Source organism: Deltaproteobacteria bacterium (assembly GCA_013151235.1).
GTDB lineage: Bacteria > CG2-30-53-67 > CG2-30-53-67 > CG2-30-53-67 > CG2-30-53-67 > JAADIO01.
This window is the reverse complement of sequence record JAADIO010000051.1, coordinates 1-23329: the sequence shown is the minus strand read 5'-3', so window position 1 is coordinate 23329 and position 23329 is coordinate 1. Positions and strand designations below refer to the sequence as shown.

Genomic DNA, 23329 nt, shown 5'->3' with positions numbered 1-23329 from the left:
ATAAATGTCAAGGTTTTTTTGCCGTCGTTTTTACCCTTCGATAAAAGCCTTCAGGATCCGGCTGCGGGTCGGGTGACGCAGCTTGCGTAGTGCCTTGGCCTCGATTTGCCGGATTCGCTCCCGGGTGACGTTGAATTCCTGGCCGACCTCTTCGAGGGTATGGTCGGTGGCCTCGCCGATGCCGAAACGTTTGCGCAGGACTTTCTCTTCTCGGGGCGTGAGGGTCTGGAGGACCTTTACGACCGTCTCCTGGAGATTAATTTTGACCACCGCCTCCGTGGGAGACATGATCTTCTTGTCCTCGATAAAATCTCCTAAATGGCTGTCTTCCTCCTCGCCCACAGGAGTCTCCAGAGAGATCGGCTCTTTGGCGATCTTCAGGACCTTGCGTACCTTTTCCAGGGGGAGATCCATCTCTCTCGATATCTCCTCGGGGGTCGGTTCCCGCCCCATTTCCTGGACCAGAAGGCGTGAGGTCCGGATCAGTTTGTTGATCGTTTCGATCATGTGTACGGGGATCCGGATGGTGCGGGCCTGGTCTGCAATCGCCCGGGTGATCGCCTGCCGGATCCACCATGTGGCGTAGGTGCTGAATTTATAGCCCCGCCGGTATTCGAACTTGTCTACGGCCTTCATGAGTCCGATGTTCCCTTCCTGGATCAGGTCGAGGAATTGCAGTCCCCGGTTCGTATATTTCTTGGCGATACTCACAACGAGTCGAAGGTTTGCCTCGACCATCTCCGCCTTGGCCCCCTGAGCCTGGGCCTCACCGCTTCGAAGTTTTTTCTGGGAGTTCCTGAAGTGTTCCGGAGGAACCCGATAGGTCTGTTCGATCATCCGGAGTTGCTTCCGTGCTTTTTTCAACCGAAGCCCGATCTGTTTGATCCGCTGTGGCTGCACACGGGCCGCCTTTTCGATCTTCTTCATGCGCGGAGTTTTCCGCCGGGCATTCGAGTAAGCCAGTATATCCTCGGAGGAGAGGCGGGCGTTTTTTTCACAGAGCCGCACTTCCCGGTTGAGGTAGTTGATTCGATCGACGATTGCCTTGAGCCGGAGGGTGAAGGCCTCGATCCGGTCGGGATGAAAGTCGAGCTGGGAGATGAGTGAAAAGATCTTTTTCTGCGTCTCATCAATCCGGCGGCGGTATTTCTCACGGGTCTCTTTTTTCTTGATCCTCGGGTCCTCCATGCGGAGCCTCAGATAGTCGAGAGATTCCATCAGTTCCTGGATTTCGTCGATCCGGGCCAGGGTCTGCATCTTCAGCTCGCTGTCCGAAGTGCCGGAGGAAAACTCATCGAAATCCTCATCCGTTCCGCAAACGACATCCCGGATATAGATCTTGCCTTTGCGAAGTCTCTTTCCGAGCGAGAGGACCATCGGAACGATGACCGGTGAGGTCATAAGAACATTTGTAATCTTCTGCTGCCCGGCCTCGATCTTCTTGGCGATCCGGACCTCTCCTTCGCGATCGAGCAGGGCAATGGTTCCCATCTCCTTGAGATAGAGACGGACCGGGTCGTCGGTCTTGCCGATCGCACCGGGCGTCAGGTCAAGAGCAAGTTCTTCATCGTCATGTTTGAGTGGATCCTCCTCGCCTTCTTTAAAGTTGACATCGACCTCTTTCACGCCGTCATCTTCGTGATCGATGATCGACTTGGCCGGTTGTCCTCCCTCCTGTACCGGGTCCGTGACCTCAATGTTCATGTCGCCCAACAGTATGATCAGCTCATCGATCTTTTCCGAATTGACCATCTCTTCCGGGAGGGAATCGTTCAGCTCATCATAGGTGATAAAGCCCTTTTCCTTCCCCTGCGCAATGAGCGATTTGATCTCCGGGATACGTTTTAATTTGATGGACATGCTCTTTTTTCCCTTCCGAGTTCGGACGTCAGGTTTTCCACCTGCAGTCGTAGTTGATTTTTCTCCAGCAAGAATTGAGTTTCCTCCTCACTTCCCTTTTCAGTATTGATCAACTTCTCTTGAAGTCGCGTCAAGCGGTTCCTGAGATGTTCCAGTTCAAGGCGGCCAAGCAGACCCTGTATGTCGGGGAGGTCCCGCTCTTCGAGAGAGTATTGAGACAGGGAACCGGCCAGTTGAGGGTCCGTCTGCTGGATTCGGGCCGAAACGGTTTCCCGGTCCAACGCCGAGTCAGGCAGCTTTTGGATGGCCTCCACAACCTTTCGGAGTCCGGGGTCCAGAAAATGGCCCGGTACGATCCTTTCCCGAAGTTTCCCGATCTCTTCCGGATGTTCGACCATCCAACCGACGAAATCCCTTTCCCAGACGGGAATCCTCCTCTTTTTGTTTTTCTCCTCCGGTTTTTTCGCGGCACGTTTCCCTGGGGAAGGACGCCTCCTGCCGCTTTGCATCTTTTGTAAGAGGGTCGAGTCTTTTACCCCGAGGAGGGAGGCTGCCTTTTTCAGATAAAGCTCCTGTTCCACAGCATCCGGAATCCGGGAAAGCAGGGGTGCCAGTTTTTCCGTCACAGCGACTTTCTCCTCCACGGTCTCCGGGGTTTTCCCGCCCGTAGACTGCTCCATCATGAAATCCATAATCGGCTGTGCGCCGGCCATGGCCTCGGAGAACCCCGCCTTCCCCCGCGCACGGATGAAGCTGTCTGGGTCCTCCCCGTCCGGGAGAGTGACGACTTTTACTTTTATCCCCGCCGGGACGCAGAGGTCGAACGACCGTTCCGCGGCCTTAAGGCCGGCGGCATCGGAATCGAAGAAGAGGGCAAGGTTGCGTGTATAACGCCGCAGTTTCCTGAGATGCCGTTCCGTCAGAGCCGTCCCGAGGGTGGCCACGATGTTTAAGATTCCCTCCTGGTGGGCGGTAATGACGTCCATATACCCCTCCACCAGGATGACATAATCCTGTTTGCGAATCGCCTCATAGGCCAGATTCAGACCATAGAGGTTTGCCCCCTTGTCGAAGATCGGGGTCTCCGGTGAATTGAGATATTTCGGTGTGGAATCGTCCAGGACCCGCCCGCCGAAACCGATGGGCCGGTCGTAGATATCGACAATGGGGAAGATCACCCGGTTCCGGAAGCGATCATAGACCCCGTCTCCCTTCTGCCGTTGCAGGACCAGTCCGGCCTGCTCCTGCTCCCGGGCCTTGAATCCCTGCCGGGTCAGATGCCGGTTCAAAGACTCCCATGCATCGGGGGCAAAACCTATGGCAAAGGTCGAAAGTGATTTTTCCAGGATTCCCCGGTCCTTCAGATAACGAAGGGCTGCCGGGTTGCCGAGCCGTGCCTGCCGGAAAAATTCGCATGCGGCCCGGTTGATTTCATACAGTCTCGCCTTTGCTTCTTTTCGTGCGGGATCTTCCGGGACCCGTTCCAGGGTGGGCAGCGGTTTTCCGCATCGTTCCGCCAGGGCGGTGACGGCATCGGGAAAGTGCATTTTTTCCTGTTTCATCATGAAATGGATAACGTTGCCTCCCTCGCCGCACCCGAAGCAGTGAAAGATCTGCTTGGCAGGACTGACCATGAAGGAGGGGGTCTTCTCCGAATGAAAAGGGCAGAGTCCCTTGTAGTTGGCGCCCCCCTTTTTTAGGGAGACGTAGTTGGAAATGACCTCGACGATATCGTTCGCTTCCCGGATTTCCGTGATGAATTCCTCGGGGAAGAGCATAGTTTTGATCCTCAGGATACCAGTTGGACCATGGTGACGCCGGCGCCGCCGTGGTTGTCCCCGCTGTTTTCAAAGTGCATGACCAGGGGGTGTGCCTCCAGGGTTTCCGCCACGGCCCTCCGCAGGGCACCGGTACCGATGCCGTGGACGATCTCCACATGACGCATGCAATTCATATGGGCCTGATCAATGTAATGTACCGTCTTTCGTACCGCTTCTTCCACCCGAAGTCCGAGGAGATTAATCCGGGAGGGAACTTCCACCTCCTGGTGTTCTTCCGCATCGAGCTTTACGACGACCCCCCGGAGAGGCGTATCGGGGGAGATCTCCTGCAGGCGAGCCGCCGGAACCTCCATCCGGATTCCGTTGCAGAGGATTCGGACGCGCCCTTTCCTGTTCGGGCGGTTTAAGATCACCCCTTGCTTTCCGGTCCCCATGACTTCGACGGTACACCCCACCGGGATATTCGGAAGGGGAGCATTCCGGTTCGTCCGGATGACCTGCTCCTCTTCCGGGAGTTCCTTCTGCAGTTCAGTCAATTCCTTTTCGAGACGGCTGCGGTCGGCTTGCCGCCCGGCGGCCTTCAGGATCTTTCGTACTTGTTTCCGGGTCCGGTCAACTTTTGCCCGGGCCTCCGCCAGGATCTTTTCGGTCTCTTTCCGGGTCTTCTCTTTTTCCTCTTCGATCTCTTTCTTCAGGATCTCTATCCGTTTTTCTTTCTGTAGCAGGGATTTTGCCTGCGTCCGGGTTTCCGCAATCCGTCCTTCGAGTTCTTCAATCAGGTGATCCCGGTTCCGGTCGAAATCAGAGATTTCTTCCCGGGCACGCCGCAGGACGGCATGCGGTATTCCAAGACGTTCCGACACCTCGAAGGCGTGGCTGGTCCCGAGATGGCCGTAGAGCAGCGTATAAGTCGGCCGGAGGTGCTCCCTGTCAAAGGCCATCGAGGCGTTCATCATCCCCCGGCGGGTGTAGGCAAACTGTTTAACCTCTTCGTAGTGGGTTGTGGCCGCCGTGAGGCAGCCCGAATTTTCCAACTTCTCTAAAATGGCGATTCCCAGGGCTGCTCCTTCCCGGGGGTCGGTGCCGGTCCCTAATTCATCGAGGAGGACCAGTGCCCCTTCTTCCGCTCCTTTTAGAATGGAGACGATGTTTTCAATATGGGAGGAAAAAGTACTCAGATCCTCCTGAATACTCTGCGCGTCTCCGATATCGGCCATGACCTCCCGAAAGACTCCCATGCGGCTTCCCTCCGCCACGGGAACCGGAATTCCCGCCTGGGCCATTAAGACCAGCAGTCCGAGGGTTTTCAACGCGACGGTTTTGCCGCCTGTGTTCGGACCTGTGATCAGCAGGGTTGTGCACGTTTCTCCGAGACGAAGGTCAACCGGGACCACCGGTTTCCGACCGTCCGGCGCTGTGCGTTGCAGCAGCAGGGGATGTCTCGCCTGCTGAAAATCAATCATTTTGGAATCAACAAGTTTCGGATTGACTCCCTTGATGGTCTCTGCGTAAAGGGCCTTCGCCTGATGGAGATCAAAACGAGCCAGTACGGCAACGTTTCGGGCCAGGCCCTCCCCCGCTCCTCTGACTTTTTCCGTGATCCGAAGAAGAATCTTCCGGATCTCCGCCGTCTCTTCCGACAGCAGCCGGGAAAGGCGGTTATTCATCTCCACCGTTGCGGCCGGTTCGACGTAGACGGTCTGACCGCTGGCGGATCGGTCATGGATGATCCCCGACAGCTTTCCGGAGAAATCCGGTTTCAGTGGAATCACGTAGCGGCCGTTCCGGATTGTGACCAGTTTCTCCTGTACCATCGGACCGAGAGAGGCCGAAGAGAGGATCTCTTCCAGCCGGGTCCGGACGCTCTGCCTCAATGTTTGCATTCTGCGCCGGATTCGCTGCAGATCGGGGCTGGCCGAATCCCGGAGCCGTCCCCGTTCATCGATGGTCCGGTCAATAATTTCCCCGAGGCCCCGGAACGATTCAAGCCGCCGGGCCTCCCGGTGGAGCAGGGGACAGGTCTCCTTCTCTCCGTCCAGAGTGTCCTTCACAACCTGTCCCGTGCGGATGACTTTCCGGAGGAGAACGAGATCATCCGTTTTCAGGGATGCGCCCTCCACCCGGATGGACTGCAGGCAGGGGCGAATCTCCTCATTCCCCTGCAGGGACAATCTCCCCCGGTTTTGTAGAAGAAAGCGCATCTCCCGGACGCATGCAAGGCTTTGCCGAATGGATTCCGGTTGATGCCCGATCCGGAGATGTTCAATCTCCGAGATTCCCGGGCTGGAAGCGGCATAGCGTTTCAGGATTTCCTGGATCCGGTCAAACTCAAGGGTACGTAGGGTCTTGCTATCCATGCGAGCCTGTGTTGCAGTCTTCTGTCGTATGCTCAGGAAGAATTTTCCCTCAAGAAAAAAAGGAGATCTTCCCCTTTTTCAGGACAAGACCTCCCGTACCATCTGCTGGACCCGTTTCCCGTCAGCTCGTCCGCCGACCTCCGCCATGACCTGCTTCATGACGGTACCCATTTCCTTCATTGATATGGCGCCGATACGGGTGACCGTTTTCTCGACCACTTTCCGCAGTTCGTCGTCCGTCAGCGGTTTTGGCAGATAATCAAGAAGGATCTCAAGCTCCCGGGTTTCCTGTGCGGCCAGATCCTCCCGGCCCCCTTTTCGGAACTGATCAATCGAATCCCTCCGCTGTTTTGCGCTCCGGGCAAGCAGGGTGAGAAGAGCACTTTCATCCAGGGGCCGGCGATCCCTGATTTCCTGATTCTTGATTTCCGACCGGACCATCCGCAGGACTGAAAGACGTTCCTTCTCCCGTCCCTTCATGGCCTCCTTCAGGTCTTGATCGAGCTTCTCCCTGAGAGACATCCGCCTCCATCATTCAGATCAAGCCGTCCTGCCGAAGAGACCATCACGGCTGTAATCCTGGTTGAATCGGTCTGGGTAGCCCTCTTCACCAAATACTGCGGTACACTCGGTGTGCCGCAGTATTTGTACAAGCAGGGTCGCTTAGCGTTTTCCGAATCGCTGCATCTTCAGGGCCTTTTTTCGTGCGGCCAGTGCCTTTTTCTTTTTCTTGATGGAGGGTTTTTCGTAGTGCTCCCGTTTTCGAATCTCCGAAAGAACTCCGGATTTTTCACAGAGTTTTTTGAATCGTCTCAAGGCAGCTTCGAAGTGTTCACCCTCTCGAAGTCTGATTCCTAACATGCATTTTTCGCCTCCCTCCACTTTGTGATTTATGTAACCATTAAATTTAGCTTTTTGATGGATTTTTGTCAAGTAGTTTTTCGGTTTTTTTCATTTACCGGTTTTCCCGTTCAGGAACCGCGGTTAAAGACGAAGAGGGGGAGAGCGGGATTACCGGCTGCGGATCTTGAGATAGAGGACGGAGAAGACCAGCGTGCATCCGATTCCGTTGGAGAAAATGATCGGGAGGTTCTTCAACAGCAGGCCGTAGATGAACCAGAGGAAAAGTCCCGCGGACAGGAAGGCCAGCATGAAGAAAGAGAGGTCATCCGTCGCTCCGGTCTTCCAGCTCTTGAAGGCCTGGGGAAGGAAGGATACGGTGGTGAATGCGGCGGCAGTGAAACCGATGAGACTGGTTGTATCGATCGTCATTTGATGACTCTCCTCTTGACCAGGTTGACGGCCACCTGGAAACAGACGATCGCCGGAATCAGGAGCATCAGTGCATCCGTGAGGATCCGCCACGAAGGCCGTCCATAGATCAGCGACCGGGAGATCTCCACAGCATAGGTCAGGGGCAGAAACCGGGAGGTGATCGTGACCCATTCCGGCAGCCGGTTCAAGGGGAAAAAGACCCCCGAGAAGAAAAACATGGGGGTGAGAAAGAGGGTAATGTAATAATTGAAGGCCTCAAAGGTGGGAACGAAGGCCGTGGTGATCATCGAAAGGGAGGCGAAAAGAAAACTGACGAGAAGAATCAGCAGGGGGATGCCCGCCGCCCACCAGGAATCGACGAGTCCGCATGCCGTGATGATGAGAAACATGATCAGGCCGTTGAATACGCCCTTCGTCGTTCCCCAGAGGATGTCCCCGGCGACGACATCCTCGATCGTGAGCGGTGTGGCAATGATCGCGTCATAGGCCTTCAGGTAGATCATCCGGAGAAAGGAACCGTAGGTGCACTCGAACGCGGCCGAAAACATTGTCGAAGAGATAACCAGCCCCGGCGCCAGAAACTCGACATAGCTCATCCCTTCCATCTGATTGAGGAAGCGGCCGAGGCCGTATCCCATGGCAAGAAGGTAGAGGATCGGATCGCCCAGGCTTCCCAGCAGGCTCAGCCGGTAGAATTTCATGTAAGCATCACGGTTTCGCTGCCAGACCCGGAGGCAGCGCCGGGAGACCTGGGGAACTTGCAGGATTTCGTGCATCATTCCGTCAGATCCCTCCCCGTCAACTTTAGAAACAGATCCTCCAGCGTTGCCTGCCGGTGAATCATTTCGGAGTGGTTTATCTCCATCAGCCGCTGTGTGACCTGCCGGGAAAGATCCTTTTCCGATGAAAGATAGAGGTAGAGGGTATCCCCGAACCGTTCCGTTTCGACGGCCAGGTCGGACAGTGTCTCCCGGATCTCGTCATCTCCGCTCTCTTCGGCCCGGAACTCCATCACCTCGGTACCGACATGCTCCCGGATCATCTCCCGGGGAATGCCGGTGAGGATGATTTTGCCCTGATCCATCACGGCGATCCGGTCACAAAGTTGCGCTGCCTCTTCCATGTAGTGTGTTGTCAGGACCAGTGTGACCCCGCTCTTCTTCAGGGAACGGAGACGCTGCCAGATCAGGTGCCGGGCCTGCGGATCAAGGCCGGTCGTCGGTTCGTCGAGCAGGAGGATCCGGGGAGAGTTGAGCAGAGCCCGGGCCAGGATAAGACGCCGTTTCATCCCCCCCGAAAGGTCATCGACCCGGTTTTGTTTTTTCCCTTCCAACTGCATGAAATGAATCAGTTCTTCGGCTCGTGCCCCGGCCTCTTTTGCCGGAAGATCGAAATAGCGGGCATAGACCCGAAGGTTTTCCAAAAGGGTCAGGTCGGTATCAAGATTGTTGTCCTGGGGGACCACGCCGAGCCGGGCCTTGATCTTCCGGGCGGAGGTCTGAATATCCATCCCCAGGATTTTCAGCATTCCGGCGGTCATGGGAGAAAATCCGTAGAGCATCCGGATGGTACTGCTCTTGCCCGCCCCGTTCGGGCCCAGGAAACCGAAACATTCACCCTCACGGATTTCAAAATTGATTCCACGGACGGCTCGAACCGTCCCGAAATCCTTGGTGAGGCCCCGGGCGCTGATGACCGGATGAGTTTTGGTGGGATTCATCTTCTTGGGTTTCTTTCCTTATTATCCTGTTGATCCTGTCGATAAGGTTTGTGTCTTTGCAGTTTATGAAAGTTAACACACATTTTCCCAAAGTAAAAGCCGATCCTCTTTTTTTCTTTTGACATCCCCCGGAGAATCAGTTAGTTTTTTAGAAATGTAACTATCGGTAATTTTAAGGAGTTTTTTAACGATGATAAAGGGTGAGGGAGTCGTAAAAAGTCGTTTTCCGGATTCCGTTCATGGTTCGACAGGCTCCGACAGGCTCACCACGAACGGAATATCAATCACTTACACCGTTCGCCCTGAGCTTGTCGAAGGGCTTCGTGACTTTTTACGACACCATCAAGGGTATGGTTTCATTATTTTTGATCTTGATGTTGCCGGTTGCAGCCTGCACGCCCCGGGTTTCCTCTCCCGCACCGGCAATCGCAAAAAAACTTCATATGGAGAAGAAGGTTTTCTCCGGTCCGACACGGATTGCCTCACCGGAGGCCTACGGCCATTATCTGCAGGCCAATGCCTACCGGATGGACGGCAATCTCGATCGGGCGGTGGATGAGATGGAACAGGCGCTGGAGGCGGATCCTGAATCGTCTTTTCTTCAGAGCGATATTGCCTCACTCTATCTGCAGACGGGAGACCTTGAAAAGGCCGTTGGTGCGGTGGAGCGGGCAATGACCATGGAGCCTCCTTCCCCGCGGCTTTTGATGCTTGCCGCCGGGATTTACTCCAGCCTGAACCGGCCTGATGAGGCGATTAAACTCTACGAGCAGGTTTTGAAGCAGGACCCGTATTTTCGTGAGGCCTATGTCTTTCTCGGGACGCTCTATCTGCAGCAGGAAAAAACGGAGAAAGCGATTGACCTTTTCAACAAACTCTCCACTATCCATGGGCACAACGGGGTGGGGGACTACTACTTAGGGCGAATTTATGCCAACCGAAAGGATTATCAAAAAGCCCGGAAGTTTTTTGAAAAGGCCCTCCGCAGCCAGCCCCGTTTTATGCAGGCCTACCTGAGCCTTGGCGCCCTCTATGAAATCGAGAAGAAGCCGGACAAAGCGATCCGTGTCTATGAACGTGCCTTGAAGGTGGACCCGAGGTTTGCCCCCATCCAGAAGCGGCTGAGCCTTCTCTACGTTCGGGGGAACCAGCTGGACAAGGCAATCCGGCAACTGGAAGAGTTCGGTGAACTCGCGCCGAATAACGCCGATGCACATTTCAAAGTGGGTCTGCTCTACATGCAGCAGGGAAAACTTGAGAAAGCCGTGGAAGAACTCCGGATTGTCACGGCTCTGCAGCCCGGACATTTCAAAGCCCACTTCTATCTCGGGGCGGCTTACGAGGGACTGAAACAGTTTGACCGGGCAGCGAAGGAATACCGAACCGTACTGGGAATCTCTCCGGAGGAGCTGGACACCGTCTTCCAACTGGCCGAGCTTTACGAGAGGATGAAAAATCCGGACAAGGCGGTAACCCTGCTGAAAAAGACGCTGGAAACCGTTACCGATAATTCCGACCTCTACCTCCTTCTCGGTACCGTCTATGCTTCCATGGACCGGAACGAAGAGGCAATTCACTCCTTCCAGGAGGCGCTCCGCCTGAAAAGTGACGACGACAGGATTTACTTTCAGATCGGGGTTGTTTATGAAAAGATGAAACGCTTTGATGATGCCGTGGCGGCCTTTCGTAAAACGATCGAACTGAACCCGAAGCACAATGATGCCCTCAATTACCTCGGCTATATGTTTGCGGATCGGGGGATCAACCTGGACGAGGCGGCCGAGCTGGTGAAACGGGCACTGGCCATTCGTCCTGAGGACGGCTACTATCAGGACAGCCTCGGATGGACCTATTACAAGATGGGGCGCTATCCGGAGGCCCTGAAATATCTGAAGGAGGCCAACCACAACATTCCTGGGGATCCGCTGGTTCTGGAGCATTTGGGAGATGCCTACGAAAAGGCCGGAAAGACCGGGCGTGCTGTTGAGGTCTGGAAGCGGGCTTTGAAGGGGGACCCCGATAATCAGGGACTCCGCAAGAAAATCGACCGTCTTTCTCCCTGAGGAATCCGTGCCGCCCCTTTGGAAATTCATTCTTCTCTGCCTGCTTTTTGCCGCCTGTACGCGCCCTTCCATTCCTCCTCTTTCCCCCGGCGAGGCACCCTTTCACCGGGAAATTATCGGAAGGCTCAAGGCGCGGGAGGCTGCGGTCCGGACTCTCTCAGGCATGGCCCGGGTGGTGATCAACAACCTGAAGATCCGCTTTGTCGGAACCGAAGTCATTCATCTTGAGGCTCCCGATAGGCTGCACCTGGAGATCCATGATCCACTGGGGGGATTGCAGATGCTTCTTGTGGCGAAGAAGGAAAAGGGGGCGTTACTCTTCCCTGCGAAGTCGTCCGTCCGGGTTTTCTCCCCGCAAAAAAAGAATTTGTATCACTTCCTCGGAGTTAACCTGACCGTTTCGGAACTGATCCGGCTCCTGGCTGGAATGCCTCCCCTGCCCCTCCTCACTCCCGAAAAAATCCGCAGTGAACGTGATGGGAGCGCAATCATTCTGTCTTTTCTCAAAAAGGGGCGGGTTTGTCAGCGGATCCGGATGAACGGGTCGGGGGATCTCCTGCGCTGGGACCGGCTGGACGGTGGGGGAACCGTGGAAGAGAGCCTGCTTTTCGGAGATTTCCGTGAAGTCAAAGGGATGCGGCTCCCTTTTCGCATCCGCCTGGAAGTCGCAGGAGAGACACTCCTGTCCCTCCGTTATCAGTCGATCCTTCTGAACCGCCCCCTCGATCCGGGGCTCTTCCAAGTTCCTCCGGTACTTCCGGGAGGAGGCGAGCGGTGAGTGGTCTGACGCTGTCGGCTCCGGCAAAGATCAATCTCGGTCTTCTCGTTCGGGGAAAACGACCGGATGGATACCATGAGATTGAAACGGTTCTTCAGACGGTCTCTCTCTATGACGAGATTTTCATCGAAGAGGGGGGAGAGGGGATCGAGCTGACCCTTGATACCCCCGGCCTGCCGACCGGAAAGGAGAATCTTGTCGTGCGGGCGGCCGGGCGGTTCTACCGGGAAATTGGGAAAACGCCTCATCTACGGATCGGTTTGAAAAAAAAGATCCCGGTCGGCGCCGGTCTCGGCGGCGGGAGCAGCGATGCGGCAGCGACCCTGGCCGCTCTCAACCGGCTCCGGGGGAATCCTCTTCCCCTGTCGAGGTTGATGGAACTGGCGGCGGAACTCGGAATGGATGTCCCCTTTTTTCTTTTTTCGGCAACGGCCCTGGCCACGGGGCGGGGAGAAAAGCTTCAACGGCTTCCCTCCCCTTCGCCTCCCCTCTGGATTCTTCTGGTCCATCCGGGTTTTCACATATCGACAAAGAAGGTTTACCAAGGGGTAAAATTAGGGTTGACAACAAAAAATAAACATATTAGCATACGCAGGTTTTTGGTCACAACCTTTACGAGGGGTCATTCAGTACTTTCAAATGACCTGGAGCGGGTTACCTTCGAGGCTTATCCCCGGCTTCGGGAGATCAAGGAAACGATCCTGGATCTGGGGGCGCTGGAAGGTGCAATGTCCGGCAGCGGTTCAACCCTTTTCGGGATCTTTCCCGATCGGGAGGCGGCATGTGCAGCCGGGACGGAGTTGGAAAACAGAAAGGGCCTTTCGGTCACCTTGGTACACACGCTTGATACCATTCCGGCATAGATTTTCGTTGCCGCTTTCTTGATCAACCCATACTCAATCCTCAGAAAGGCGGTGATTTTCGTTCTATGGAAATTACTGAGGTTCAGATCTACCCTGTAGCAGACAGGATGTTGAAGGCCTATGTGGCCATCACCTTTGATGACTGTTTCGTCGTTCGGGACATGAAGGTGATTCAGGGGAGGAAGGGGATCTTTGTTGCCATGCCCAGCAGGAGGCAGGCCGATGGCAGCTATCGGGATATCGCCCATCCTCTGGATACTCAGACCCGTAACCGGATACAGGAGCAGGTGTTGCGCGTCTATCGGGACAAGATGCATATCCGTTCGGAAGACGCCGCGAAAGGGTAGAACGTTAGCAAGAGATTCTAAAAGGTTCATTCGTTTGATACCCTGCTGTGTATGAATCGGGGGTCGTCCAATGGCAGGACTCCAGATTTTGGTTCTGGCTATCGGGGTTCGAATCCCTGCCCCCGAGCCAGCATGACGATCGGCGGTGCCGGACTTAATTATAGGGCCGCAGATGTTCTCCGCAGAGGGCCGAACTATAAGCATAACAAAGTGTTGCGTCCCGGTTTATCCGGGACGGACTTTTATAATGGGGTGATTCAGCAGACGATGAAAATCTTTTCCGGCAATTCCAATCTGGAACTCTCCAGAGAAATCTGCAATCACCTGGACATCCCGCTGGGGGATGCCGTTGTGGGAACCTTCAGCGACGGCGAGATCATGGTTCAGGTTAATGAGAACGTTCGGGGCCGGGATTGCTTCGTGGTTCAATCGACCTGCCATCCGGTGAACCGCCACCTGATGGAATTGTTGATCATGATCGATGCTTTGAAGCGGGCGTCGGCCGGCCGGATTACGGCCGTTCTCCCTTATTATGGTTACGCCCGACAAGATCGGAAGGTCCTTCCCCGTGTGCCGATTACAGCAAAATTAGTGGCGGATCTTCTCACGGCTGCCGGGGCCAACCGGGTCCTTACCATGGATCTCCATGCAGGACAGATCCAGGGCTTTTTCAATATTCCCGTGGACAACCTTTATGCCGCACCGATTCTGGCGGAGTTTTGCCTAAACAATGGATGGAAAGGAACCGACACGGTCGTGGTTTCGCCCGATGCGGGAGGGGTTCTCCGGGCCCGTTCCTTTGCCAAGCGGCTCCATGCCTCGCTGGCAATCATCGACAAGCGGCGGAGCAAACCGAACGAGGCCAAAGTGATGAACCTCATCGGGGATGTGGTGGGAAAGAAGGCCCTGATTCTGGATGACATGGTTGACACGGCGGGAACCCTGGCGGAGGCGGCCAATGCCATCATGAACCAGGGAGCGGAATCGGTTTCCGCCTGTTGCTCTCACGGGATTCTTTCCGGTCCTGCCCTGACCCGAATCAGTGAGTCCAGGCTGGACAAGGTGGTTTCCACCAACAGTATTCCTTTTTGCAATGGTGACAAGTGCGGCAAGGTAGAAGTCCTCTCCGTGGGAAAGCTTTTTGCCAAGGCCATTCGCAGTATCAACGAAGAGACGTCCGTGAGCAGACTCTTCGATTAATGACTGGAGGTACAACAAACCATGGCTTCACAAGTATTTGATGTTTTTGCCCGGGACGGGAGCGGCAAGGGGGTTGCCCGCAAACTCCGCCGGCAAGGGCTGGTACCCGCCGTCCTCTATGGGCATGAAGGTGCCCGCAGTCTGTCGGTGCGCCTCACAGATCTGCAAACGGTCCTGAAATCGGATCAGGGTGTCAACGCCATCCTGGAAATCTCTGTCGATGGAGACAAGAAGACGGTTCTCCTGAAGGATCTCCAGGTGGACCCGATTCGTCTGGTGCCGATCCATGCCGACCTTTTCGAGGTCTCCATGGACAAGAAGATCCGGGTTATGGTGGAAATCCGCCAGATTGGGGACGATCCCGAAGGGTTCAAAAAGGGGGGCATCCTGACACATACGCTGACCAGTGTAGAGGTGGAGTGTCTTCCGATGGAGATCCCCGAGTCCTTCGAGGTCGATCTTGCCCATCTTGATGTGGGAGACGCTTTCCATGTTTCGGACATCCCCGATCCCGGTGCGAAGATCCTGACACCCGGCGATCAGGTCCTCTTTCATGTGGTGGCTCCGACCCTTGAAAAGGAGCCCGAGGCCGTTGAGACGGATGAGGGTGTTGCCCCGGAAGGGAGTGCTGAGGCGGAAAAGTCAGCGGAAGAATCCGAAAAGAAGAGCGAGCCTGAATAGGACAGAGAGCGGTCTTGGAACGGTGCAATATCTCCCGGGAAGTCCCGTTCCGGATATCGTGCTGTTGGCTGTTTGTCACAAGCATTGATCACAAAGGCACTGCTCCATGACGGATTTTCTGATTGTTGGTCTCGGTAATCCGGGTAGAAAATATCAACAGCACAGACACAATATCGGCTTCAGGGTCATCGAAGTACTGGCCGAAAAGGCAGGAATTCCGATCCGTCGGAAACGGTGCAATGCAGAGATCGGGGAAGGACGGATCGGCGCGGCGGCGGTGATTCTTGCCAAACCGCAGACTTTTATGAATCGAAGCGGAGATGCCGTTGCCTGTTTGTGTTCCCGGCGTAAAGCAGGGAGGCAGGGGGTCATTATCGTTCATGATGATCTCGATCTCGAACCGGGAAGGATCAAGATCAAGGATGGAGGCGGGCACGGAGGACATAACGGTCTCCGCTCCATTATCGAACGGCTCGGATCGGGAGACTTTATCCGGATCCGGATCGGTATCGGTCGTCCGGAAGGCGGCCTCGATCCCGCTGATTATGTGCTGGGCAATTTTTCTCAGCCGGCGGTGGTGAAGGAATGGATTGCCGGAGCCGTGGAGATCACGGAATTTCTTCTACAGCACGGTCTTCAGGAATCCATGAATCGGTATCATTAAGTTTCAGAGGTCTTACCATTATTTTCCAAGAAGGAGGACAAAAATGTTGAATGCAGTATTGAATGCAACCTATGCACCCCTTATCGGAGCCGTCGGGCTGATTGTCGCCTTTTTTATCTTCGGTGCGTTGAAGAAGCAGCCTGTTGGTACCGATCGGATGCGTGATATTGCGGACCAGATTCACGAAGGGGCGCTGACCTTTCTGTTCCGGATGTACAAGGTCCTCGCCATCTTTATCATTATTGTGTTTGCCCTTTTGGCTTGGAAAGTGACCCTTGCGACGGCGATTGCCTTCCTCGGCGGGGCATTATGCTCTATTCTTGCCGGATACTTCGGGATGAACGCCGCCACCATGGCCAACGTGCGTACGGCACAGGCAGCGGAAGCGAACAAGCCGGATCACGGACCGGCGCTTTCCACCGCATTTTCCGGAGGCGCCGTCATGGGTCTTTCCGTCGCGAGTCTGGGGCTGATTGGAATCGGGATTGCCTACTACGTCTTCAGCAAAGGTGATGCATCGGGGATCGCCAACATCAACGGCTTCGCCATGGGGGCCAGTTCCATTGCCCTCTTCGCCCGTGTGGGCGGCGGGATCTATACGAAGTCGGCCGACGTCGGCGCCGACCTGGTCGGAAAGATCGAGGCGGGAATTCCCGAAGACGACCCGAGAAACCCCGGTGTGATCGCCGACAACGTGGGCGACAACGTGGGCGACGTGGCCGGGCTCGGCGCCGACATTTTCGAGTCCTATGTCGGCTCCATCATTGCCACCATCGCCATTGCCGCAACCAGCGGCGTCACCATCGCCATGATCACGGAGACGACCAAATTGAGCTACATGGCCCTCCCCATCATCCTGGCCATGACGGGCCTCATCGCCTCCCTTATCGGGATCCTCTCCATGAAGATTTTGAAGAGCTGGAATCCGGCGGCGGCCCTTCGCTACTCCACATTTATTGCTGCGGGTCTTTTCCTTGCGGGAACTTATGTGATCCTCAACCCGGTGGGGGTCAATCAAGATGTCTTCTGGGCCGTTCTCGCCGGGACGATTGCCGGGATTGCCATCGGATTGGTAACGGAATACTACACCGCCGCCGGCCCGATCCGCCGGATCGCCGAGGCCAGCAAGACCGGAGCGGCCACCAACGTGATCACCGGCCTTGCTGTAGGACTGGAGAGTACGGCGATCCCCGTTCTTATCATCGCCCTGGCCATCTACATCGGGAACAAATATGCCGGCCTCTACGGGATCGGGATCTCGGCGGTAGGAATGCTGGCGACCGTCGGAATCACCATGTCCGTTGATGCTTACGGCCCGGTGGCCGACAACGCCGGCGGGATTTCGGAAATGGCGGAATTAGGTGAAGATACGCGGAAGATCACCGATGAACTCGATGCCCTCGGCAATACCACCGCCGCCATCGGGAAGGGGTTTGCCATCGGCTCCGCCGCTTTGACGGCCCTAGCTCTTTTTACCGCATACTCACAGACCGTCAATCATACCCTCTTGACAAATCATCTGCCCAAAATGCAGATTATCGTTACACACCCGATGGTGGTGATCGGACTTCTCATCGGTGGGATCCTTCCCTTCCTCGTTGCGGCCATGACCATGACCTCCGTTGGGAAGGCCGCCATGGAAATGGTAACGGAGATCCGTCGCCAGTTCAAGGAGATCCCGGGACTTCTCGAAGGGAAGGAAGGGGTCAAGCCGGATGCCAAGAAGTGTGTCGATATCAGTACCGCCGCCGCCATTAAGGAAATGGTCATGCCGGGTCTTTTTGCCGTCATCTCCCCGATCCTCGTCGGGTTCATCCTCGGGCCGGAGGCTCTGGGTGGAATGCTTGCCGGTGCCACCGTGGCCGGGGTCCTCATGGCCCTTTTCATGGGGAACGGCGGCGGTGCCTGGGACAATGCCAAGAAATATATTGAGCAGGGTCATCTCGGCGGCAAGGGCTCCGATGCGCACAAAGCTGCCGTCGTAGGCGACACCATCGGCGATCCCTTCAAGGATACCTCGGGTCCGGCCATGAATATCCTGATCAAGCTCATGTCCATTGTTTCCCTCGTAATTGCGCCGCTGGTGGCGATGCGGTGACGGGAAAGATCGTCGTTAAAAGATAGCCATCCGGCAAACCCCGGCTTCGGAAGAAGAAGCCGGGGTTTTTTATGCCCGATTTTGCTCTCCGGCAAAACTCTTGTGATCATACAGGAAGTGTGGTATTTTCCTCCTCGGATAGTAACTCTCACAAGGGGGATCTGTGGAAATGGGCAAAGAGCGTATGAAAAAGATGATGGTCTGGGTCAACTGCTTTTTTCTGATCGGCATGATTGCCTCCTGCGGAACCATCGAGCAGCGGCGACAGAAATATTTCGAGAAGGGAAAAAACTATTACGAGCAGGAGAAGTACAAAGAGGCCGTGATCGAGTTCAAGAATGTCCTCCAGATTGATCCGAAGTTTGCGGAAGGATATTATGAACTGGGGCGGACCTTCATGAAGTTGCAGGATATCCGCAAGGCCTACGGGGCTTTTTCCAAGGCGGCGGAACTCAAACCCGACCTGATTGCTGCTCAGCTTAAACTGGCCCAGATCCTCACGATCGCCCGCCAATATGATCAGGCCCAGGAAAAAGCGGACCTGGTACTTGCAAAGGAACCGGATAACAAAGACGCCCATAAAATCAAAGGGTCCTGCTACCTCGGAAGAAAGGATCTTGATCATGCCGTTGAAGAGGGGCTTAAGGTCTTGAAGATCGACGCAAAGGACCTGGAAATCCGGCTTTTCCTTTCGGTGGTTTATGAGCGGCAGGGAAAACCGGAAAAGGCGGAAGGAATTCTCAAAGAAGCCCTTGCTCTTAATTCGAAACACATTCCCACCTATCAACGACTGGCCCAACTCTATCAGCATCTCCGAAAGCCGAAGAATGCAGTGCGGATGATGGAAAAGGCCGTCTCCATCGATCCGGAAAATGAACGACTTCTTCTGTCTCTTGCCGGGCTGTATGTCGTGCAGAAAAATGATGCCATGGCAGAGGCAACCTACAAAAAGGGGATGAATCTCTTTCCGAAAAATTCCGCCTTTACCCTATCACTCGTTCAACTTTACGTGCAGGAATCGAAAAAAGAAGAAGCTGAAAAACTTCTTCTCGCTTCAGTGAAGGCCGCTCCGGAGGATCTCCCGAAACGGATCCAGTTGGGAGACTTCTACGCCAGCCTGCAGAAATTTGACAAGGCGAAGAAGGTTTATGAGAAATGCCTGGAGATCGATTCCGAATCGCTGGAGGCGAAACGAAAGCTTGCACAGGTTTTTTTCAAAGAGAATGACTACGATACGGCCATAAAGAAAACGGAAGAAATCCTGAGTGACAATCCGGACGATACGGAAGCACACTACCTGAAAGGACTCATCCTTATGGCGCAGAAAAAAGGCAAGGATGCCGTGGATGAATTCCGGGTGGTCTTGAAAGATCGTCCAGAAAGCGCCGAGGTTCATTACCGTCTCGGGATGGCGCATCTTGCGAATAACGAACCGCTCCTGGCGGAAGAGGAGCTGAAAAAGGCGGCCGAACTCAGTCCGCATTCCGTCCAGGTCCGCCTGACCCTTGCAAAGTTAGCCATGCAAAAGAAGAAATATTCATCCGTTATGAAAGAAACCGGCAAAATATTAGCAATGATGCCGGATCTTTACGATGCGCATGCCCTGCGTGCGGCGGCTGCCGGCAGTATAAAGGATTTGGCAACCCTGACGCATGAATCGGAAAAGATGATAAGATTAAAGCCCGGCCTGCCGGAGGGCTATTTTTACCGGGGTTTGACTCACCTTGTAAAAGGGGAGAAGGATACAGCATTGCAGGATTTCGAGACAGCGCTTGCCAAGGATCCCGGTTACCGGAATGCCCTTTCCCAGATTCTTAAGATTTTTGTTTCAGAGAAAAAATTTGATCAGGCACTCGCCCGTGCGGAAAAACAGATTGCCGCCTCTCCCAAAAGCGGAGGACTCTACATCGAACTTGCAGGAGTCTATCTGGTCCGAAAAGATTTTGGCGCGGCGGAGAAGACCCTGAGGCAAGCCCTGGAGAAGGCACCGGGCAACTTGGAAGTTTCCTTGATGCTCGGTCGGCTTGAACAGCGGCAGGGAAAGATGCGGGATGCCGTCGGGTATTATCATCAGGCCGCAAAGATTGATCCGAAAAGTCCCAAGCCTTTTGCGAGCCTTGCCATGCTCTATGAGAAGACCGGTGAGGTTAGTAAAGCGATCGCCAACTATGAGAAGGTCCTGAAAATTGACCCGGCCAACCCTGCTGCGTCCAATAACTTGGCGTACCTCATCCTTGAACATGGTGGAGATACCGACCGTGCCCTGGATCTGGTTCAGAAGGCTATGGAAAAAACGCCTGAGAATCCGATGATTATGGATACCCTCGGCTGGGTCTATTACAAAAAAAGTTTCTATCCGAAGGCCATTGGTCTGTTTGAACAAAGCATCGCGAAATTCGGCAAAAATCCTTCTGTTTATTACCATTTAGGGCTTGCCTATCGTGATAACAAGCAGCCGGAGAAGGCGAAAGAGGCGCTGAAGAAGGCCCTTTCCTTTCCGTATGATTTTTCGGAAAAAGAGAAGGCGCAAGAGGCGTTGGCAAAACTGGGGTAAGATCGGATAAAACCGTCAGCGACCGGTATTCAGCAGCTACCTTGCCCTCCCCTCGGTCTCCTTTTCAAAGGGGATGGCCTGGAAGGGGGAGATGGATGAGACTTCCCAAGCTCTGTGCTCTCTGAGGTCTGCGCCTGTCCGCGTGCAAAATGTCAAATGTGTAGCTCTGACCCTAAGAGGTGCCTCAATCACTTACACCGTTCGCCCTGAGCGGGTCGAAGGGTCGAACGGACTTTTTACGACTTCATCTTAGTTAAAAGGGGGGATAGCGGAGATCATTTGTAGGGCAGCGTGAGAAGAGTCACTGTGTCACGAACCTGTTCAAATTCGGGATCTTTATGTACGAGTGTACTTTTTTCTTTTACAGCGGTTGCGATAATGAAGCTGTCGGCAACGGAAAGGCTGTTTGTCCCTTTGATATCCGAAGCCAGGAGGATCAGTCTTTCATCCACATCGATTCTTGTGCACGGAAGAATCCTCGCTGCCTGATAGATCTCGTTGGCGGCGCTTTTCCCTCGGGTTTTATAAAAGCGGTAACGAATTTCCATAAAGGAGATAAAGGAAAGATAGACGGTTGCACTTCCGGTGGCTCCTTGCCGGAGGATCTTCTCAACGCTGTCGGCGCCTGCCTCATTGTTCCATAATGTCAGCAGCGCTGAGGTATCCAGTACATAGCTTGAAGGCTTCTTACTTTTTCCCGTCATCGACATCCTCCAGCGAGCGCTCTTGCTTGCGGTCCTTTATGAGATCATCCGTGGTATAGGTTCTGTTCCCTTTGCCCCTGAAGGCTTTGACCGGATCTTTCGGAATCGGCAAAACCCGAATGGTCTTCCCGTCAACGAACCACTCAATGCGGGTTTCAGATTCGATTTTGAACTTCTTTCTGATTTCTTTCGGAATGGAAACCTGTCCTCGTGTGCCTACTTTTGTAATCATGTTATTCACCTGAATGTCATGCAATAATAAATATTTCATATCCAATAATAATTTACATGTATGAAACTGTTCTGTCAAGTTTTTTGCGAGGTTTGCCTTTGCCCCTTGCCTTTCCAAATCCTGTCCTGTCTTACAACAATTCAAAAACAGGAATGAAACGCACCTTCGTCTCCCCGACTGTTTCCTCGTCGCGAAGGCTGAGATTGATGATCCATGCCTCACCCGGGTAAGGAATCCGCGCAGCGAGCGGGCCACGGCCTTCTTTTTCATCTCCCTGCATTGGGCTACGCTGGGGTCATGGCTACGCCGGGGTCAGGCTTTGCTAATTCTATATTGATATCATCCGGGGAATCGGTTATGCGTTCTCTGAAGGGAGCGTTTTATCCCTTTTCGAAAGGGGCCGCGATCAAGATATAAAATTAGCGAAGCCTGACCCCGAATGATGTGACCCCGAATGATGATGACCCCGAATGACGCACAATGTCGTTTCTCATTGACAGAAGCCGGCTCCTCGGCAATAATAATGAAACGTACAGACAAGAGAGGCTAATAAGGAGATGACAGGTGGCTTCCATAAAAGAACACTACATCGTTGATAAAAATGGGAAGCGGATCAGTGTGCTGCTCAGCATTAAGGACTACGGAAAAATGTTGCAAGAACTGGAAGAACTGGAATCGATACGAGCATATGACAGGGCGAAGAAGTCCGGCGATGATACGATTCCTTTTGAGCAGGCTGTAGATGAGATCAACAAGACCAGCGAATGAAGTATGAGATTCATATTCTCAGGCGGGCGCAGAAAGAATTGGAGCGAGTTCCCCACGATCATGTCCCACGTATCGTCAATGCCGTTCGTGCTCTGAGCAGCAGTCCGAGGCTGGTTGGTTGTACCAAATTAACCGGTCGTGAAGGATGGCGAATCAGAGTAGGGAATTATCGGGTTGTCTATGAGATTGATGACCAGGAGGGAAGGGTGATCGTTCTACATATCGGCCATAGAAGAGATGTATATCGCTGATGGTCTTCCACGGTTTACCCGGGACGGGGGTATTTGATGAAAGGTTTGCCTTTGCCACTCTGTGTCTGTGTGCATCTACCCCTTGATTTTGCCTTCAATCCTTCAGGATCTCTCCGGCCGGGACGAAAGAGACCTCGCCCTTTTGTTCTTTCCTCTCAAATTCTTCGATAAATTCAAGATCGACCAGATTTTCATAGAGTTCCAGAAGCGATTTTTTGATCAGCGCCGACTTGTCCGTCTCGAAATGTTCCGTCAGCTTTTTCAGGATCTTCTCTTCCTTCTTGTTGAGTCTTACCGAAATGACTCCCATTTTCGATACACCTCCCCTCGCTTTGCAATGGACATTACATGATAATCGCCGGATTCAAGGAAAAATATGGCCCGGTATTTCCCTTTTCGTAATCGGTAATAAGCTCTTCTTTCCGTGGACTTCAATCTCTTGATATCAAAGAGACCCAGATCTTCCGTGGCCTCCAGGGCGATGAAAATATTGTGGAATCTTTTAAAAACCTCCTTGGGTAATAAGCCTTTCCGAACGAACTTCCGGATGTTTGCCTCGTAAACAATCATGGGCCATGTATACAATGTAGTTCAGGAGTTGTCAAGTCAAATATTTTCGCGACTTTTGCTCTCATCAAGTTACTAATAGCGTAAAGCAGGGGAAAGACGAGGGGCATAAAACCCAGGGGCAAAGGCACAGAGGCACAGAGCAGCATCAGAGGCAAAGGTAAAAGCAAAACCGGCCTCTCGCAAAGGACGCCAAGGGCGCGGAGAAAGGCGGAAATAGTTCTTGGTTATGAAATTTATTGGATCTTCTCGGCGGTCTTTGCGTGTTTGGCGAGAGGGAGGTTTGTCCTTGCCGTCCCCCGCATTTCTTTGCGTCCTCTACCGCCTTTGCGGTGAAACGGCCGTTGACCCCGATTCTGTTGTAACCAGTAGGCTTTTCTCTGTGTTCTCCGAAGTCTCCGCCTGCCTGTGCGGGCGACCCGCACGCAGACAGGTGGTGAATACCTCTTTGCCGTTGCCTTTGACTTTGCCTTTCCCCCGTGACACCCCGAGTTCCCCGTGGTTTAATGCTCTTGCTTTTTGCTCTTGTTTTTTGTAGTTAACTGGGAAGGGATTCTCTGTGCTCT

The 23329-nt window shown here is 54.0% G+C and carries 22 protein-coding genes and 1 tRNA gene; 12 read left to right on the top strand and 11 right to left on the bottom strand.

Annotated features, from left to right (window positions below):
- Window positions 1-30 precede the first annotated feature (30 nt).
- The 8 genes from rpoD to GXP58_09780 all read right to left on the bottom strand — a co-directional run bounded on the left by rpoD (window position 31) and on the right by GXP58_09780 (window position 8993).
- Window positions 31-1860 carry an RNA polymerase sigma factor RpoD gene (gene rpoD, locus GXP58_09815; protein NOY53900.1) on the bottom strand — a complete coding sequence of 610 codons (1830 nt, stop codon included), beginning with the start codon at window positions 1858-1860 and terminating at the stop codon, window positions 31-33.
- Entirely contained in the window at window positions 1845-3638 is a 1794-nt protein-coding gene (locus GXP58_09810; protein ID NOY53899.1) for a DNA primase, read from the bottom strand. Before GXP58_09810 ends, rpoD begins: the two co-directional genes overlap by 16 nt.
- Before the next feature lie 11 nt (window positions 3639-3649).
- Window positions 3650-5998 carry an endonuclease MutS2 gene (locus tag GXP58_09805; GenBank protein ID NOY53898.1) on the bottom strand — a complete coding sequence of 783 codons (2349 nt, stop codon included), beginning with the start codon at window positions 5996-5998 and terminating at the stop codon, window positions 3650-3652.
- A 78-nt stretch (window positions 5999-6076) separates the two neighbouring features.
- Window positions 6077-6520, bottom strand: a complete 444-nt coding sequence (locus GXP58_09800) for a GatB/YqeY domain-containing protein (GenBank protein NOY53897.1) — start codon at window positions 6518-6520, stop codon at window positions 6077-6079.
- Window positions 6521-6661: 141 nt separating this feature from the next.
- Window positions 6662-6859, bottom strand: coding sequence for a 30S ribosomal protein S21 (locus GXP58_09795; GenBank protein NOY53896.1), 198 nt, complete (start codon window positions 6857-6859; stop codon window positions 6662-6664).
- 150 nt (window positions 6860-7009) lie between these two features.
- Window positions 7010-7264: a hypothetical protein gene (locus tag GXP58_09790; GenBank protein ID NOY53895.1), complete on the bottom strand. Its 255-nt coding sequence runs from the start codon at window positions 7262-7264 to the stop codon at window positions 7010-7012.
- Between the two features lie 2 nt (window positions 7265-7266).
- Window positions 7267-8052 (bottom strand): ABC transporter permease, encoded by a 786-nt coding sequence (locus GXP58_09785; GenBank protein ID NOY53894.1) that lies wholly within the window; start codon window positions 8050-8052, stop codon window positions 7267-7269.
- Window positions 8049-8993, bottom strand: coding sequence for an ATP-binding cassette domain-containing protein (locus tag GXP58_09780; GenBank protein ID NOY53893.1), 945 nt, complete (start codon window positions 8991-8993; stop codon window positions 8049-8051). The genes GXP58_09785 and GXP58_09780 overlap by 4 nt, the downstream gene beginning before the upstream one ends.
- 443 nt (window positions 8994-9436) lie before the next feature.
- Here GXP58_09780 and GXP58_09775 point away from each other — a divergent pair, with 443 nt between their 5' ends.
- From GXP58_09775 to GXP58_09730, 10 genes are all read left to right on the top strand, one after another.
- Window positions 9437-11056, top strand: a complete 1620-nt coding sequence (locus GXP58_09775; protein NOY53892.1) for a tetratricopeptide repeat protein — start codon at window positions 9437-9439, stop codon at window positions 11054-11056.
- Between the two features lie 7 nt (window positions 11057-11063).
- On the top strand, window positions 11064-11834 hold the full coding sequence (locus GXP58_09770) for a DUF4292 domain-containing protein (GenBank protein ID NOY53891.1): 771 nt from the start codon (window positions 11064-11066) through the stop codon (window positions 11832-11834).
- Complete coding sequence (gene ispE, locus GXP58_09765) at window positions 11831-12697, top strand: 4-(cytidine 5'-diphospho)-2-C-methyl-D-erythritol kinase (protein ID NOY53890.1); 867 nt, start codon at window positions 11831-11833, stop codon at window positions 12695-12697. The genes GXP58_09770 and ispE overlap by 4 nt, the downstream gene beginning before the upstream one ends.
- 65 nt (window positions 12698-12762) lie before the next feature.
- Complete coding sequence (gene spoVG / locus GXP58_09760; protein NOY53889.1) at window positions 12763-13044, top strand: septation regulator SpoVG; 282 nt, start codon at window positions 12763-12765, stop codon at window positions 13042-13044.
- Between the two features lie 56 nt (window positions 13045-13100).
- Window positions 13101-13174 (top strand) — tRNA-Gln (locus GXP58_09755).
- A gap of 125 nt (window positions 13175-13299) precedes the next feature.
- Entirely contained in the window at window positions 13300-14244 is a 945-nt protein-coding gene (locus GXP58_09750; GenBank protein NOY53888.1) for a ribose-phosphate pyrophosphokinase, read from the top strand.
- A 21-nt stretch (window positions 14245-14265) separates the two neighbouring features.
- Window positions 14266-14925 carry a 50S ribosomal protein L25 gene (locus GXP58_09745; protein NOY53887.1) on the top strand — a complete coding sequence of 220 codons (660 nt, stop codon included), beginning with the start codon at window positions 14266-14268 and terminating at the stop codon, window positions 14923-14925.
- Between the two features lie 106 nt (window positions 14926-15031).
- A complete protein-coding gene (locus GXP58_09740) occupies window positions 15032-15589 on the top strand; it encodes an aminoacyl-tRNA hydrolase (protein ID NOY53886.1) in 558 nt (185 codons plus the stop codon).
- A 43-nt stretch (window positions 15590-15632) separates the two neighbouring features.
- Window positions 15633-17687, top strand: coding sequence for a sodium-translocating pyrophosphatase (locus GXP58_09735; protein NOY53885.1), 2055 nt, complete (start codon window positions 15633-15635; stop codon window positions 17685-17687).
- 169 nt (window positions 17688-17856) lie between these two features.
- A complete protein-coding gene (locus tag GXP58_09730; GenBank protein NOY53884.1) occupies window positions 17857-20241 on the top strand; it encodes a tetratricopeptide repeat protein in 2385 nt (794 codons plus the stop codon).
- A 275-nt stretch (window positions 20242-20516) separates the two neighbouring features.
- On the opposite strand, the gene GXP58_09725 is transcribed toward GXP58_09730, so the two are convergent.
- Together GXP58_09725 and GXP58_09720 are read right to left on the bottom strand one after the other, a co-directional pair.
- Window positions 20517-20945: a type II toxin-antitoxin system VapC family toxin gene (locus tag GXP58_09725; protein NOY53883.1), complete on the bottom strand. Its 429-nt coding sequence runs from the start codon at window positions 20943-20945 to the stop codon at window positions 20517-20519.
- Window positions 20929-21447 carry an AbrB/MazE/SpoVT family DNA-binding domain-containing protein gene (locus GXP58_09720; GenBank protein NOY53882.1) on the bottom strand — a complete coding sequence of 173 codons (519 nt, stop codon included), beginning with the start codon at window positions 21445-21447 and terminating at the stop codon, window positions 20929-20931. Before GXP58_09720 ends, GXP58_09725 begins: the two co-directional genes overlap by 17 nt.
- A gap of 303 nt (window positions 21448-21750) precedes the next feature.
- Here GXP58_09720 and GXP58_09715 point away from each other — a divergent pair, with 303 nt between their 5' ends.
- Together GXP58_09715 and GXP58_09710 are read left to right on the top strand one after the other, a co-directional pair.
- Window positions 21751-21945 (top strand): hypothetical protein, encoded by a 195-nt coding sequence (locus tag GXP58_09715; GenBank protein NOY53881.1) that lies wholly within the window; start codon window positions 21751-21753, stop codon window positions 21943-21945.
- Complete coding sequence (locus GXP58_09710) at window positions 21942-22196, top strand: type II toxin-antitoxin system RelE/ParE family toxin (GenBank protein ID NOY53880.1); 255 nt, start codon at window positions 21942-21944, stop codon at window positions 22194-22196. The genes GXP58_09715 and GXP58_09710 overlap by 4 nt, the downstream gene beginning before the upstream one ends.
- Before the next feature lie 94 nt (window positions 22197-22290).
- On the opposite strand, the gene GXP58_09705 is transcribed toward GXP58_09710, so the two are convergent.
- Window positions 22291-22506 carry a hypothetical protein gene (locus GXP58_09705; GenBank protein NOY53879.1) on the bottom strand — a complete coding sequence of 72 codons (216 nt, stop codon included), beginning with the start codon at window positions 22504-22506 and terminating at the stop codon, window positions 22291-22293.
- Window positions 22507-23329 lie beyond the last annotated feature (823 nt).

Bases quoted from the DNA above. Each gene is read 5' to 3' on its own strand.
- GXP58_09805 (NOY53898.1), bottom strand. From the start codon at position 5,998: ATGGATAGCAAGACCCTACGTACCCTTGAGTTTGACCGGATCCAGGAA.
- GXP58_09775 (NOY53892.1), top strand. From the start codon at position 9,437: ATGGAGAAGAAGGTTTTCTCCGGTCCGACACGGATTGCCTCACCGGAG.
- spoVG (NOY53889.1), top strand. From the start codon at position 12,763: ATGGAAATTACTGAGGTTCAGATCTACCCTGTAGCAGACAGGATGTTG.
- GXP58_09785 (NOY53894.1), bottom strand. From the start codon at position 8,052: ATGATGCACGAAATCCTGCAAGTTCCCCAGGTCTCCCGGCGCTGCCTC.
- GXP58_09710 (NOY53880.1), top strand. From the start codon at position 21,942: ATGAAGTATGAGATTCATATTCTCAGGCGGGCGCAGAAAGAATTGGAG.
- GXP58_09810 (NOY53899.1), bottom strand. From the start codon at position 3,638: ATGCTCTTCCCCGAGGAATTCATCACGGAAATCCGGGAAGCGAACGAT.
- GXP58_09740 (NOY53886.1), top strand. From the start codon at position 15,032: ATGACGGATTTTCTGATTGTTGGTCTCGGTAATCCGGGTAGAAAATAT.
- GXP58_09720 (NOY53882.1), bottom strand. From the start codon at position 21,447: ATGAAAAAGAAGGCCGTGGCCCGCTCGCTGCGCGGATTCCTTACCCGG.
- GXP58_09795 (NOY53896.1), bottom strand. From the start codon at position 6,859: ATGTTAGGAATCAGACTTCGAGAGGGTGAACACTTCGAAGCTGCCTTG.
- GXP58_09800 (NOY53897.1), bottom strand. From the start codon at position 6,520: ATGTCTCTCAGGGAGAAGCTCGATCAAGACCTGAAGGAGGCCATGAAG.
- GXP58_09735 (NOY53885.1), top strand. From the start codon at position 15,633: ATGTTGAATGCAGTATTGAATGCAACCTATGCACCCCTTATCGGAGCC.
- rpoD (NOY53900.1), bottom strand. From the start codon at position 1,860: ATGTCCATCAAATTAAAACGTATCCCGGAGATCAAATCGCTCATTGCG.
- GXP58_09730 (NOY53884.1), top strand. From the start codon at position 17,857: ATGGGCAAAGAGCGTATGAAAAAGATGATGGTCTGGGTCAACTGCTTT.
- GXP58_09745 (NOY53887.1), top strand. From the start codon at position 14,266: ATGGCTTCACAAGTATTTGATGTTTTTGCCCGGGACGGGAGCGGCAAG.
- GXP58_09725 (NOY53883.1), bottom strand. From the start codon at position 20,945: ATGACGGGAAAAAGTAAGAAGCCTTCAAGCTATGTACTGGATACCTCA.
- GXP58_09780 (NOY53893.1), bottom strand. From the start codon at position 8,993: ATGAATCCCACCAAAACTCATCCGGTCATCAGCGCCCGGGGCCTCACC.
- GXP58_09705 (NOY53879.1), bottom strand. From the start codon at position 22,506: ATGGGAGTCATTTCGGTAAGACTCAACAAGAAGGAAGAGAAGATCCTG.